Source organism: Streptomyces sp. HUAS TT7 (assembly GCF_051550175.1).
Lineage (GTDB): Bacteria > Actinomycetota > Actinomycetes > Streptomycetales > Streptomycetaceae > Streptomyces.
The window spans coordinates 5,721,830-5,735,519 of record NZ_CP196175.1; the positions used below are offsets into that span (position 1 = coordinate 5,721,830).

10 protein-coding genes, 2 tRNA genes and 1 pseudogene are annotated in these 13,690 nt (G+C 72.3%); 11 read left to right on the top strand and 2 right to left on the bottom strand.

The features are described from left to right. Positions 1-63: 63 nt before the first annotated feature. From rsfS to ACSHXC_RS25795, 6 genes are all read left to right on the top strand, one after another. Entirely contained in the window at positions 64-504 is a 441-nt protein-coding gene (gene rsfS / locus ACSHXC_RS25770; RefSeq protein WP_189964309.1) for a ribosome silencing factor, read from the top strand. Next, positions 501-1,157: a histidine phosphatase family protein gene (locus ACSHXC_RS25775; RefSeq protein WP_438296825.1), complete on the top strand. Its 657-nt coding sequence runs from the start codon at positions 501-503 to the stop codon at positions 1,155-1,157. Before rsfS ends, ACSHXC_RS25775 begins: the two co-directional genes overlap by 4 nt. A 112-nt stretch (positions 1,158-1,269) precedes the next feature. Continuing rightward, positions 1,270-1,342, top strand: a tRNA-Ala gene (locus ACSHXC_RS25780). Between the two features lie 155 nt (positions 1,343-1,497). Continuing rightward, the gene (locus ACSHXC_RS25785; RefSeq protein ID WP_344378610.1) at positions 1,498-1,668 is read left to right on the top strand and encodes a hypothetical protein; all 171 of its coding nucleotides are present in this window, start codon (positions 1,498-1,500) and stop codon (positions 1,666-1,668) included. Positions 1,669-1,670: 2 nt separating this feature from the next. Next, a complete protein-coding gene (locus ACSHXC_RS25790) occupies positions 1,671-1,904 on the top strand; it encodes a hypothetical protein (protein ID WP_053726163.1) in 234 nt (77 codons plus the stop codon). Between the two features lie 475 nt (positions 1,905-2,379). Then, positions 2,380-2,452, top strand: a tRNA-Ala gene (locus tag ACSHXC_RS25795). A 104-nt stretch (positions 2,453-2,556) separates the two neighbouring features. Here ACSHXC_RS25795 and ACSHXC_RS25800 read toward each other — a convergent pair. Both ACSHXC_RS25800 and ACSHXC_RS25805 read right to left on the bottom strand, forming a co-directional pair. Further along, the gene (locus tag ACSHXC_RS25800) at positions 2,557-4,116 is read right to left on the bottom strand and encodes an NADH-quinone oxidoreductase subunit NuoF family protein (RefSeq protein ID WP_189964302.1); all 1,560 of its coding nucleotides are present in this window, start codon (positions 4,114-4,116) and stop codon (positions 2,557-2,559) included. Positions 4,117-4,144: 28 nt separating this feature from the next. Continuing rightward, complete coding sequence (locus ACSHXC_RS25805; RefSeq protein WP_438293853.1) at positions 4,145-5,314, bottom strand: hypothetical protein; 1,170 nt, start codon at positions 5,312-5,314, stop codon at positions 4,145-4,147. A gap of 394 nt (positions 5,315-5,708) precedes the next feature. On the opposite strand from ACSHXC_RS25805, the gene leuS reads away from it, so the two are divergent. The 5 genes and pseudogenes from leuS to ACSHXC_RS25830 all read left to right on the top strand — a co-directional run. Further along, on the top strand, positions 5,709-8,582 hold the full coding sequence (gene leuS, locus ACSHXC_RS25810) for a leucine--tRNA ligase (protein ID WP_438293854.1): 2,874 nt from the start codon (positions 5,709-5,711) through the stop codon (positions 8,580-8,582). 121 nt (positions 8,583-8,703) lie between these two features. Further along, positions 8,704-9,459 carry a hypothetical protein gene (locus ACSHXC_RS25815; RefSeq protein WP_438293855.1) on the top strand — a complete coding sequence of 252 codons (756 nt, stop codon included), beginning with the start codon at positions 8,704-8,706 and terminating at the stop codon, positions 9,457-9,459. Positions 9,460-9,573: 114 nt separating this feature from the next. Then, on the top strand, positions 9,574-10,419 hold the full coding sequence (locus tag ACSHXC_RS25820) for a DegV family protein (protein WP_399485944.1): 846 nt from the start codon (positions 9,574-9,576) through the stop codon (positions 10,417-10,419). Positions 10,420-10,614: 195 nt separating this feature from the next. Next, positions 10,615-11,670 carry a helix-hairpin-helix domain-containing protein gene (locus ACSHXC_RS25825; RefSeq protein WP_438293856.1) on the top strand — a complete coding sequence of 352 codons (1,056 nt, stop codon included), beginning with the start codon at positions 10,615-10,617 and terminating at the stop codon, positions 11,668-11,670. A 35-nt stretch (positions 11,671-11,705) separates the two neighbouring features. Next, positions 11,706-13,649, top strand: a pseudogene (locus ACSHXC_RS25830) (ComEC/Rec2 family competence protein); the annotation flags it as partial. Between the last annotated feature and the right edge of the window lie 41 nt (positions 13,650-13,690).

Genomic DNA, 13,690 nt, shown 5'->3' on the forward strand with positions numbered 1-13,690 from the left:
CGGCGGTCCGTGAGATCCTGGAAATCGATCCGATTGGATCTGACCGCCGACGAAAGCCTGCTTGTGACCGCCACGGACCGTTCCATCGAGCTCATCACCGCCGCCGCTCAGGCGGCCGCCGACCGGCTCGCGCACGACATCATCGCGTACGACGTCAGTGATGTGCTGTCGATCACCGACGCCTTCCTGCTCGCCTCCGCGCCCAACGACCGCCAGGTCAAGTCGATCGTCGACGAGATCGAGGAGCGGCTCAACAAGGAGCTCGGCGCCAAGCCGGTGCGCCGCGAGGGCGACCGCGACGCCCGCTGGATCCTGCTCGACTACGTCGACATCGTCGTGCACGTCCAGCACAGCGAGGAGCGCGTCTTCTACGCCCTGGAGCGGCTGTGGAAGGACTGCCCCGAGCTGCCGCTGCCGGACGACGCCATGAAGACGCGCGGCAAGGCCGCCGAGCACGCCGCGCTGACGACCGGCGCCGACGAAGCGGACGGTGAGCTGAGCTGAACAGCACCACCAAGGGCGGCCGGGGCCGCCGGATAGTCCTGTGGCGGCACGGCCAGACGGCCTGGAACCTGGAGCGCCGCTTCCAGGGCTCCACGGACATCGAGCTGACCGAGACCGGCATCGGCCAGGCACACCGGGCCGCGCGCCTGCTGGCCGCGCTGAAGCCGGACGCGATCGTCGCCTCCGACCTTCAGCGGGCCGCCACCACCGCCGCCGAGCTGGCGGCCGTCACCGGCCTGCCGGTCGAGCACGACTCGGCCCTGCGCGAGACGTACGCGGGCGCCTGGCAGGGGCTCACGCACGAGGAGATCGTCGCCCAGTACGGCGAGCAGTACGCGGCGTGGAAGCGCGGCGAGCCCGTGCGCCGGGGCGGCGGCGAGCTGGAGACCGAGGTCGCCGACCGGGCCGCCCCGGTCGTGCTGCGCCACGCCGACAAGCTGCCCGACGGCGGCACCCTCGTCGTCGTCAGTCACGGCGGCACCATCCGCACCACCATCGGCCGGCTGCTCGGCCTGGAGGCGCACCACTGGGAGAGCCTTGGCGGGCTCACCAACTGCTGCTGGTCCGTCCTCGGTGAGGGCGCGCGCGGCTGGCGCCTGCTTGAGCACAACGCCGGCACGCTGCCCGAGCCGGTCCTCGGCGACGACGACTAACCGCTGCTCAGGGGCGGTGACAGCCGGATTTCACTTTCCGGCAGGTCACAGGCTAGAGTTCTTCTTGTTCGCAGCGCGGGACCGCCGAAGAAGCGGAAACAAGGCGAACAGCGGGGCTATAGCTCAGTTGGTAGAGCGCCTGCATGGCATGCAGGAGGTCAGGAGTTCAATTCTCCTTAGCTCCACAATCGGATCCCGTCCCCTCATGGGGGCGGGATCTTCTTGTTGTCCACCCCCGGTGGCCGGTCTCGTACGGCGACAGCACTGACCCCCTTGCGAGGACATGGCAGAATCGGGACGGCCGGAGGGGGACGACGGACCGAACGGGAGGGAGTGCGCGATGCCCGCGAGTCGCGAAGAATTCCCGGAACCGCCCGGCGGGCCCGAAGCCGCGTCGCACGGCGCCCGCCTGAGCTGTCCCTCCTGTGGCTCCCTCCACGTCGCGCAGATGCTCGGCGACAACGGCGGGGTGTCCTACGTGTGCACGGCCTGCGGCCACAGCTGGAGCTGAACATGGGTGCACACAGGCGGAAATGCGACTGGTGCGGCAGCGGTACGCCCATCGTCAGGGACATGGATCCGGTCAACACCGACTATCAGTACTGGTGCGAGGAATGCGCCAGGGCGCTGATCATAAAGGGCGACCCGATCGAGACGTATCGGGAACTCGAAGGGGAGCCGATCTACGGCCGTCTCCTCGAGGCGCACTGCACGCTCAAGCGGTTCTACTCCTTCGCCACGGCCTGAGCGCCGCCAGGGCGAGCAAGCACGTCCCGGCCGGCGGACAGAACGCCGAGAGTGCCATCTGGCCGCCGCTCCGGGCGAGTTCGGGCCGGCCCGTGCCGTGCGGGACCCACCGCGGCGGGCCGGGGCGGCCGGTGTGCAGCAGCCGGGCCTCGGTCGCCCGCATCGCATAGAGGTCGGCCCCGGCCCGTACGGTCCGGCCCTCCGCCCGGCAGGCCATCAGGCCGATCATCGACCCCGGCGGCCCGCTGAGCCGTCCAGAGCCCCGCGAAGGAGAGCCGGCGGACGGCTGCGGCGAGCGGCATGGGACGGCGGGCGGAGGGGAGGCGGGCAGCGCTGTGCGCGAGTGCCTTCACGGTTACGAAGATGGACATTGCCGACCTTCTCCGTACATAACGGAAACCGATTTGGTGAAGTGCCGGGGGGACCGTGTAATGTTCTCGATGTCGCCGCGGGAAACCGGGCGGAGGGAAAACAAGGGGCTATAGCTCAGTTGGTAGAGCGCCTGCATGGCATGCAGGAGGTCAGGAGTTCAATTCTCCTTAGCTCCACAGTAAAGAAGGCGGGCCATCCGATTCGGATGGCCCGCCTTCTTGTTGTGCTCCCTCTCTGATCGTTACGCCGCCCCTTAGAGCGGCGTAACGATCAGGAACGGTCAACTCCGGCCGCTGCCCAGGGCTTTGCGGGGGATCTGGGGGAGCGCGGCAGGGGCCTGCTCGATCCGGAGCGCGAGTGCCGGGCAGCGGCGCACGGCTCGTTGGGCGCGCCCCCGCAGATGCATCGGCACGGTGGCGTCGGCGACGAGCGGATAGCCGTCGGGGCCGAGCCGGATCAGCTCCGGCACGATGTCCGCGCAGAGCCCGTGGCCCTCGCACAGCGTCCAGTCGACCAGCACCTTCTCGCCGCTCGGCACGCCCTCCTCCTGGTAGCCGGGCGAGGGCAGCGGCAGCACGCCCACCGTCGGCCGGCCGCAGCCCCCGGCCAGCACATGGGCCGCCAGGTCGTCCGTGAACGCCGCGAGCGTCGAGGCGAGGAAGCGGGCCGAGCCGTCCGGATGCTTGCAGGCACCGCGGCCCTTCACCGCCCCCGTCACCTCGCGCAGCGCCTCCAGGGCGGCCGGGCCACCGCCGTTCAGCACATCGGCGAGCCCTCCCGCGGCGGCCGGCAGACCCAGCCTGCACGGGCCGCACTGGCCGGCCGTCTCGGCCGCCAGCCAGTTGGCGACCCGCAGCGCCTCGCCGAGCGCACAGGTCTCCGTGCCGATCGGCAGGATCGCGCCCGCCCCCAGGGCGCCGCCGAGCGCCGAGAGCGAGGCTCGCGAGACGGCCGCGTCATGGGCGGCCACCGAGTTCAGCCAGCTGCCGTGATAGCCACCGGTCAGCACGCCCTGGGGCAGCGAGGGCGCCCCGGCCAGCTGGAGGACGTAGCGCAGCGGCACCCCGGTGGGCACCTCGACGACCATCGGGCGGGCGACCGCCCCGGACAGCGTGAGCAGCACGGTGCCGGGCTCGGTCGGCTCGCCGGTGTTGCAGAAGCGGCGCGGGCCGAGCCGGGCGGCCACCGCGAGCTGGGCGTACGTCTCCGCGTTGGACAGCAGCGTCGGGGCGCCGCCCACGCCCGATTCGGCGGCCCGCTCGCGGCGGCCCGGCGGCAGGGCGGGGCCGCCGTCCACGGCCCGGATCACCGCGGAGGCCTCGCCGGACACCATGCGCTCGGGGGTGCGGACCACGCGGGCGCGCAGGGGGGAGCTGCGCTTGTCGGCGAGGCCGCGCTCGGCGAGGGCGGCGCGCACGGAGGCCTCCGTGGAATCGCGTGTCACGGCGACGACCAGGGTGCGGGCACCGAGCGCCTCGGCGGCCAGCAGAGCGCCGTCCAGGACGAGATGGGGGGCCCGGCACACCAGGACGGTGTCCTTGCGGCAGGCGGGCTCGCCCTCGCTCGCGTTGACGACGACGACCGGGCGTATCCCGCGCCGGATCGCGGCGGAGGCGACCGCGCGCAGCTTGCGGCCGAAGGGGAAGCCCGCGCCGCCGCGGCCGTTGAGGGCGATGTCGTCGGCGAGTTGGGCCAGGCGTTCGCCGTCGACCGGCTTCAGCGGGCCGTGCACCTTGAGGTGCATCGGCAGGGCGAGGCGTTCGACGAGATCGAAACCCGCGGTCAGATGGGGCAGGCCGACGACGCGGACCTCGGGAACATCGGGGAGGGGGGTGTTCATGGTCGTACTCCTGCTGTTGCGGGCACCGTCACGGGCGTTCTTCGGAGGCCGAGCCCGGCTGCGAGTGCCAGGGCTCGCCGGCGGCCGGCGGCTGATAGGGCGTGGACGGCGAGGGCAGCGGCTCGGGAGGCCGCGGCGACGGCGCGGGCCAGCGGGCGGCCGGGGGAGCGGGGGGAGCCAGGGAGACGGCGCGGTAGGCCGCCGAGATGCCCGTGCCCGCATCGCCGCGGACCTCCTGCCCGGCGGCCGGACGATAGCGGGGCAGCGCCTCGTGCGGGGGCTCGTACAGGGCGTGCGCTTCCTGGAACTGTGGCGCCTCTTCGAGGGCTTCGTACGCAGGCTGCGCTCCACGGAGCGGCTGCGTCGGCTGCGCCTCATAAGAGGGCTCGTACGAAGGCTCGTAGGAGGGCGGCTCGTAAGCCTCATAAGAGGGCGGCGTCGCTGGACGCGGCGGTACGGCGGGCTCCGCGGGCTCGCTCTCCGGACGCGGCCGGAAGGGGGCGAGCCGGTCGGCGATGCGGCGCTTCACCGGCCGCGGCAGCGCGCGTACGGCCAGCGCGCTCGCCACTCCCGCCAGGGACAGGCCGTACATCGCGACCACCCAGCCGGCCGGCGGGCGTCCCGCGTACAGGCCGTGCACCAGGGCGAAGCACCAGGCCGGGTAGGCCAGCATGTGCACCGCGCGCCAGCGTGCCGCGATGCGGCCCGGGGTGGCGAAGGCGCTGCGCATCGCGCCCGTGACGGCCGTGAGGATCATCAGGATCGCGGCGAGTGCTCCGAAGCCGATCAGACCGGACGCGCCGGTGATGCCGAGCCCGAACGGGACCACCGCGCCGAGCAGCCCGACATGGCCGAGCGCGATCTTGACGGTGACGTGCAGCAGGAGGAAGCCGATCGAGGCGATCGCGGTCGCCCGGTGGACGGCCTGCGCCATGAGGCGGTCACGTGGAGTGAGGAGCAGCCGGTCGGTGGCGAGCAGGCCCCAGGCGACGGAGGCGGTCAGCGAGACCAGCGACAGGACGCCGGCGGTGAAGTCCAGGGCGGCGCGCAGCCCGTCCGAGGAGAGCAGCGCCAGCGGCGGTATGAGCAGGGCGACGACGCCCAGTGCGGCTGCGGAGAGCCCGCCCCTGCGGGCCGGGCGGCCCCGTGCCGGATTCTGGCGTGGGCGGTGCGGGTTGAGCGGATTGCGAGATTTCATGGTGGGGCGACTCCGAATGGTTCGGCAAAGCGGTCCCGTGGCGGCATGCTAGGTCGCCCCATACCGGCCGGTACGGGGTTTGAGCGGTTGCCCCAGAAGAGGGCGGTACGCGGAGTAACCTCGCCCTCGGCACCCCCAGGGGGTAGTCCCGGGCACCCCCCACGGGTACTCCGTGCGTGCCTTGCGGGGCCTGCGGTACCCTGACGCCATGCGTGCCGTACGCCTTCTGCTTAGCGAGCCGCGCTGAACACTCCCGACCGATGAAGAGATCCGGTCGGACTCGGCGCGGCGCCCCCTCCTGTGCGAGGGGTTTTTTCGTTTGGCGATTCGATGGCGGATCGACGGACGAACGCTCGTAACCGCTGGCAGAGACGATCGATGGAGCTTTGAGGACATGAGCGAGACGAATACCGCTGCCGCCGCAGAGACGGCCGCGCCGCACCGCTACACGGCAGCCATGGCCGCCGACATCGAGGCACGCTGGCAGGACTTCTGGGACGCCGAGGGCACCTACGCGGCGCCGAACTCGGCCGGTGACCTGGCCGGGGATCCGGCGGTCGTCGCCCGGCCCAAGAAGTTCATCATGGACATGTTCCCGTACCCCTCGGGCTCGGGCCTGCACGTCGGGCACCCGCTGGGCTACATCGCCACCGACGTGTACGCCCGTCACCAGCGCATGACCGGCCACAACGTGCTGCACACGCTGGGCTTCGACGCCTTCGGCCTGCCCGCCGAGCAGCACGCGGTCGCCACCGGCACGCACCCGCGGGTCTCCACCGAGGCCGCCATGGACAACATGAAGCGGCAGCTGCGCCGGCTGGGCCTGGGCCACGACAAGCGCCGGTCGATCGCGACGATCGACCCGGAGTACTACAAGTGGACCCAGTGGATCTTCCTGCAGATCTTCAACTCCTGGTACGACGCCGACGCGCAGCGGGCCCGCCCGATCGCCGAGCTGGTCGCCGCGTTCGAGAACGGCACCCGCGAGGTCCCCGGCGGCCGTGACTGGGCCGCGCTGAGCGCCGCCGAGCGCTCCGACGTCCTGGGCGAGTACCGCCTGGCGTACGCCTCCGACGCGCCCGTCAACTGGTGCCCCGGCCTGGGCACTGTGCTGGCCAACGAGGAAGTCACCGCCGACGGCCGTTCCGAGCGCGGCAACTTCCCCGTCTTCAAGTCCAAGCTGCGCCAGTGGAACATGCGCATCACCGCCTACGCGGACCGCCTGCTGGACGACCTGGACGCGCTGGACTGGCCGGACGCCATCAAGCTGCAGCAGCGCAACTGGATCGGCCGTTCCGAGGGCGCCCGCGTCGACTTCAAGGTCGGCGACACCGACGCCATCACCGTCTTCACGACCCGTCAGGACACCCTGTTCGGCGCCACCTACATGGTGCTGGCCCCCGAGCACGAGCTGGTCGACACGATCGTCCCGGCTGCCTGGCCCGAGGGCACCCACGACGTGTGGACGGGCGGGCACGCGAGCCCCGCAGAGGCCGTCGCCAAGTACCGCGCGTTCGCCGCCTCCAAGTCGGACGTGGAGCGCCAGGCCGACGCCAAGGAGAAGACCGGAGTCTTCACCGGCGCGTTCGCCATCAATCCCGTCAGCGGCGAAAAAGTTCCCGTCTTCATCGCCGACTATGTGCTGATGGGCTACGGCACCGGCGCGATCATGGCTGTGCCGGCGCACGACACCCGTGACTTCGCCTTCGCGCGCGCCTTCGAGCTGCCGATGCGCTGCGTCGTGCAGCCCTCCGACGACCGTGGCACGGACGCCTCGATGTGGGACGAGGCGTTCGCCTCCTATGAGGCGAAGCTGGTCAACTCCGCCAACGGCGAGATCTCCGTGGACGGCCTGGGAGTCGTCGAGGCCAAGGCGAAGATGACCGACTGGCTGACCGAGCGCGGCATCGGCGAGGGCACCGTCAACTTCCGGCTGCGCGACTGGCTGTTCAGCCGCCAGCGCTACTGGGGCGAGCCCTTCCCGATCGTCTACGACGAGGACGGCGTCGCCCACCCGCTGCCCGAGTCGATGCTGCCCCTGGAGCTGCCGGAGGTCGACGACTACTCGCCGCGCACCTTCGACGCGGACGACGCCGACACCTCGCCGGAGACCCCGCTGTCCCGCAACGAGGACTGGGTCAACGTCGAGCTGGACCTGGGCGACGGCGTCAAGAAGTACCGCCGCGAGACCAACACCATGCCCAACTGGGCCGGTTCCTGCTGGTACGAGCTGCGCTACCTGGACCCGCACAACAGCGAGCAGCTGGTCGACCCGGCCATCGAGCAGTACTGGATGGGTCCGCGCGAGGGCATGCCCACCGGAGGCGTCGACCTGTACGTCGGCGGCGCCGAGCACGCCGTGCTGCACCTGCTGTACGCGCGCTTCTGGTCCAAGGTGCTGTTCGACCTGGGCCACATCTCGTCGGCCGAGCCGTTCCACAAGCTGTACAACCAGGGCATGATCCAGGCGTACGTCTACCGGGACGGCCGCGGCTTCCCGGTGCCGGCTGCCGAGATCGAGGAGCGCGACGGCAAGTTCTTCTTCGAGGGCGAGCCGGTCAAGCGCGAGCTGGGCAAGATGGGCAAGTCCCTGAAGAACGCGGTCACTCCGGACGAGATCTGCGCCGAGTACGGCGCCGACACCCTGCGCCTGTACGAGATGGCGATGGGCCCGCTGGACGTCTCGCGCCCCTGGGACACCCGCGCGGTGGTCGGCCAGTACCGGCTGCTGCAGCGGCTGTGGCGCAACATCGTCGACGAGGCGACCGGCGAGGTCACCGTCACCGACGCCGAGCCCGACGAGGCGACGCTGCGCGCCCTGCACAAGGCGATCGACGGCGCGGGCGGCGACATGGCGGGGCTGCGCTTCAACACCGCCATCGCCAAGATCACCGAGCTGAACAACCACCTGACCAAGGCGGGCGGCCCGCTGCCGCGGCCGGTCGCCGAGCAGCTGGTGCTGCTGATCGCCCCGCTGGCCCCGCACATCGCCGAGGAACTGTGGCGCAAGCTGGGCCACACCGACTCCGTGGTGCACCGCGACTTCCCGGTCGCCGACCCGGCGTACGTCGTGGACGAGGCCGTGACCTGCGTCGTCCAGATCAAGGGCAAGGTCAAGGCGCGCCTGGAGGTGCCGCCCTCGATCTCCGACGACGAGCTGGAGAAGCTGGCGCTGGCGGACGAGGCCGTCGTCGCGGCGCTGGCCGGCGCAGGCATCCGCAAGGTGATCGTGCGCGCGCCGAAGCTGGTGAACATCGTCCCCGCGTAGGGGGCCGAAACGGTACTGGGGGCTTTCCCCTACGGGCAGGTTGGGGGTTCCACGGGAACCCACGGCCTGCCCGTTCCGTTTACGGTGGAGGGGATGATGCCGACCGACCGAGGGGACGTTCATGGAAGCCGCGATCCTGATCCTGGCGCTGCTGTTCGTCGCCTTCGTGGTGCTCGGCGTGTATGTGACGGTCAAGGTGGTCGGCGCCGCCAAGCGCGGAGTGGAGCGTACGGTCACGCAGGCCCGCAGGACCGTCGAGGACACCACCCTGCGCGCGAAGAGCGTGGGCCAGCCGGGCGTCGCGGGCCAGCTCGCCCAGCTGCGGCTTTCATTGCGTACGTCGATGCGGGCCACGCAGGACGCGCTGCACGCGCGCCTCGCCGAGGACGAGTCCCTGAAGGAGTCGCTCGCCCTGTTCGAGCGGCTCAGCGCACACGGTCATGAACTGGACGACGAGCTCAGGCGCTTGGAGCGGGAGCCGGACAAGCGCACCATAGCGGCCCGGATGCCCGAGCTCCGCGAGCGTACCGAGCGGATCACGCACTCCGCGGACTCGCTGCGCTGGGCCGCGCTGGACCGGGCCCGGCAGTTCGCCGACGACGATCTCGCCTCGCTCAGCGAGCAGATCGAGATGGAGTCGGGAGCGCTGCGGGACTGGTCGACCAAGGGGCCGACCAACGGCGAGTCCGTTTCCTGGGGCGACCTTTCGGACAACCCGGCGCCCGCGCAGAGCAAGCCGTCGCCTTCTCCGGCGCCGGAGCGAGGCGCGCAGACGCGACCCGAACCGCCGGCCCAGGCACCTCAGGCGATAGGCGCCGCCGAGGCGCCGGTGACGTACCCCTGGCAGAAGGCGCCGCGCCCCGAAACCACGAGCTGACCCGGCGAACACCAGGTCAAGGCGCTGGAACAGGGCGCCTGGCGCTGACCCGAACTGATCATTCCACCAGGGCCGGACTGCCGTCCGGCGGCCTCGGCGGGTAACCTCCCGCTCATGTCCCGCCATGTCGCGATCGTCACCGATTCAACGGCCTATCTGCCGCCGCAGACGATGGAGCGGCACAGTGTCACCGCAGTGCCGCTGACCGTTGTCCTGGGCGACCAGGCGCTGGAGGAGGGCACCGAGATCTCGGCCCGTTCGCTGGCGCTTGCCCTGCAGAAACGACGTCCCGTCACCACTTCCCGGCCCAGCCCCGAGGTATTCGCGGCCACCTATCGCAAGGTCGCCGAAGCCGGGGCGACCGGGATCGTCTCGCTGCACCTCTCGGCCGAGTTCTCCGGCACCTACGACGCCGCCGTGCTCGCCGCCAAGGACGCCCCGGTGCCGGTGCGGGTGGTCGACACCGGGATGGTCGCGATGGCTCTCGGGTTCTGCGCGCTGGCCGCGGCCCAGGTTGCGGACGCGGGCGGCACGCTGGACGAGGCGGTGGCCGCCGCGGAAAAGCGCGCCGGTGAGACCTCCGCCTTCTTCTACGTCGACACCCTGGACTATCTGCGCCGCGGCGGCCGCATCGGGGCCGCTCAGGCGCTGCTCGGTTCGGCCCTGGCGGTCAAGCCGCTCCTCCAGCTCGACGGCGGCCGGATCGACATGCTGGAGAAGGTGCGCACCGCCTCGAAGGCCATCGCCCGGCTGGAGGAGATCGTGGTCGACCGGGCCGGGAGCAGCCCGGTCGACATCGCCGTGCACCATCTCGCGGCACCGGAACGCGCCGCCACCCTCGCCGACCGGCTGCGGGCAAGGGTGCCCGGCCTGGTCGACCTGTACACGAGCGAGGTCGGAGCGGTGATCGGCGCACACACGGGGCCGGGGCTGCTGGGGGCGATCGTTTCACCGCGCTGAGCCCGGTGGGGCGGTTCGGGGCCGTCGAGTCGGCCGAACTGAGGGGCGTCGACGTGCCGTGGCCGCCCCGCCGAGCGGTCCGGACCGGGCCGGGCTCCCTCGTACGAGTGGCGGAGTTATCCACAACTTGCTTGCGGTCCACCGGAATTGGGCCTGCTCAGCGGGCTCGCGCTCGGGTGCCTAACGTCTCGTGACATGGCACTCCGATCACCACGCACCGCCACGAGCGGACCGGGCCGGGCCCCTGGCTCCGACGGCCGGGCCCGCCCGGGCCACGCCCGCCGAAGCCGCACCGCCCAGGCCCACGTCTCCGCCCTGACCGCACGCAGGCGCGCGGACGCGCTGTTCCTCCCGCCGCCACCGGGCACGGCGGCCCCGCCGCGCGAACCCGTCGCCCCGACTGCGCGCACCCTCGGAGAGTCGGCGCTGGCACCTCCGTCTGTACCCGAGCGGGCTGCCCGGCAGGAGGGGCCGATCGGTTCGGCCCTGTCGGCCGACCCCGCTGGTCCGCGTGTGCGCGAGCGGGTCTGGGTGGCGGTGCGGGAACGGCTGCCGGTGTGGGCGCAGTTGAGGTTCGGTCTCGCGCCGCGCAGCCTGGCCGCGCTGTGTGTGGTCCTGGTGGTCGCGGCGGGGTTTGCCGTACACCACTTCTGGGCCGGGCGCCCGCAGTCCGTACGTGCCCCTGACCTGGTCGACGGGCCGGCGCCGCCGCTGCCCGGGGCGAAGAGCGCGGAAGGCGGCGCATCGGGACGTGCGGCGAGCGCCGCGGCGACGCCTCGGCCGGTGGCCAACGCGGTGCCGTCGCCGGCCGGAGTGCTCGTGGTGGACGTCGGCGGGAAGGTGCTGCGGCCGGGGATCTACCGGCTGCCCACCGGATCGCGGGTCGCCGACGCGCTGGCCGCGGCGGGTGGGGTGCGGGACGGTGCCGATCTGACCGGCCTCAACCGGGCGCGGCTGCTCACGGACGGCGAGCAGGTGCTGGCCGGAGTGCCGGGCGCGGCGCCCTCCGGCACGGGCGGCGGTGCCGGTCCCGGAGGTGGCGCCGGCAGCGGATCGAGCGGGCCGGTCAGTCTCAACTCCGCTTCGGCGGAGCAGCTGGACGGGCTGCCCGGCGTCGGTCCCGTACTCGCGCAGCACATCGTGGACTACCGCGCCCAGCACGGCGGCTTCCGCTCGGTCGATGAACTGCGGGAGGTCAATGGCATCGGCGAGCGCAGGTTCAACGATCTGCAAGCGCTGGTGCGGCTGTGAACCGCCTGGAGATCCATGCCGAGTCGGGCCACCGGCTGGGCGCGGCCAACCCGTATCAGGAAGGACCGGCGGACCTGCGCCTGATCGGCCCGGCGCTGGGGGTGTGGGGTGGCGCGGCTGCGGCGCTCAACTCCTCCGCAGATGCGGCGAGTTGGGGTGTTGTTGCGTGTCTCGCCGTGGCAGGAGTGCTGGTGGCGCCGGTCGTCCGGCGGGCTCTGCCGGGGTGGATCTCGGGCGCGGGGGTACGTGGAGTTCGCGAGCGGGGCCGGGAGGAGGGAGGCCGTCACGTCGGTGTAGTCGGCGAGCGCGATGAGGCACTGGGGGCCGGTGGGGTCTGGAGGTATCGGGGTGCTGTCGCGGGGGTGTTGGTCTGTGCGGCGGCGGGGATCGTGGCCGGGGGGCTGCAGGCTGCCGAGGCGCGGCGGGGGCCTCTGCCGGGGCTGGCGCGGGAGTTCGGGCAGGCCACCGTGGAGCTGGTGGTCCGGGGGGACCCGAGACCGACGCGGTCAGCCGGGTGGGGCGGTGCCTCGTTCGCGGTGGATGGCGAGGTCGAGCGGGTCCTCGGGCCGGGCGGCAGAGTCGATCGGGTCCACACGCCCGTCCTCGTCATCGCGCCCGCGAGCTGGCAGGGGCTGCTGCCGTCCACCCGGGTGCGGGTGACCGCGCGGCTCGCGCCGGGCGACGGGAAGATCGCCGCCTTGCTCAGGGCCCCGAACGGGCCGCCCCGCATCACCGGGCCGCCAACTGGCCTGCAGCGCCTGGCCGGTGGGCTGCGGGACGGGCTGCGCGAGGCGGCCGACGGGCTTGCGCCGGATGCGCGGGCGCTACTGCCCGGTCTGGTCGTCGGTGATACGTCCCGGGTGACGCCCGAGCTGCGCGCCGCCTTCGAGTCGACCGACCTCATGCATGTCATGGCGGTATCCGGAAGCAACTTCGCGATCATGCTTGCCCTGTTGATCGGATCGCCGGGGAAGGCCCTGCTGGCCGAGCGGGGCGGCCTCGCGCCACGGCTCGGGATCTCCCTGAGGGCGACCGCAGTGCTGGGCGGGGCGCTCACGCTGGCCTTCGTCGTGGTGTGCCGGCCGGAGCCGAGCGTGCTGCGGGCCGCCGCCTGCGGCCTGGTCACGCTGCTGGCGATCGGCACGGGCCGGCGCAGATCGCTGATCCCCGCGCTGGCCGCCGCCGTCCTGCTCCTGGTGCTGTACGCCCCCGAGCTGGCCCGGAGTTACGGGTTTCTGCTGTCGGTGCTCGCGACCGGGGCACTGCTCACGATCGCGCCGGGATGGGGCGCGGCACTACGACGGCGCGGGGTGCCGCCCCGGCTCGCCGAGGTGCTGGGGGCGGCGGGAGCGGCGCAGGCGGTGTGCGCTCCTGTGGTGGCCGTGTTCGCGGCGCGGGTCAGCCTGGTCGCGGTGCCCTGCAATCTGCTGGCCGAGCCGGCGGTGGCGCTGGCGACGGTCGCGGGCTTCGCCGCACTCGCCGCCGCACCGATCGCGATGCCCATCGCCAAATTCCTTGCCTGGTGCGCTGGTTGGCCCACGGGCTGGATCGCGTCGGTGGCCCGCACCGGAGCGGCCCTGCCCGGGGCGGAGTCGGGGTGGCCGGGCGGCTGGCGCGGGGGAGCGCTGCTCGCCGTCGTCACCGGGGTGGCGGTGCTCGTGGCGCGGCGGCTGCCCCGATACCCCTGGGCGGCGGCAGCGCTGGCGCTCATTCTGCTGCTCGCCGTGGTGCGGCCCGCCCCGCTGACCAGGATCGTCACGGGCTGGCCGCCGCCGGGCTGGTCGTACGCCATGTGCGATGTGGGGCAGGGCGATGCCACGGTGCTGGCCGCCGGGGCGGGCACGGCGGTGGTGATCGACACCGGGCCCGAGGCTCTGCCGGTCGACCGCTGTCTGCACGAGCTGGGGGTGAACCGCATTCCGCTGCTCCTCCTCACCCACTTCTTCTTCGGGCACTTCAGTTCTGTCTCATCCCTTGTAACTCGTCTCAGTGAACGCGTCGTACATCGAATCTCCTTCGC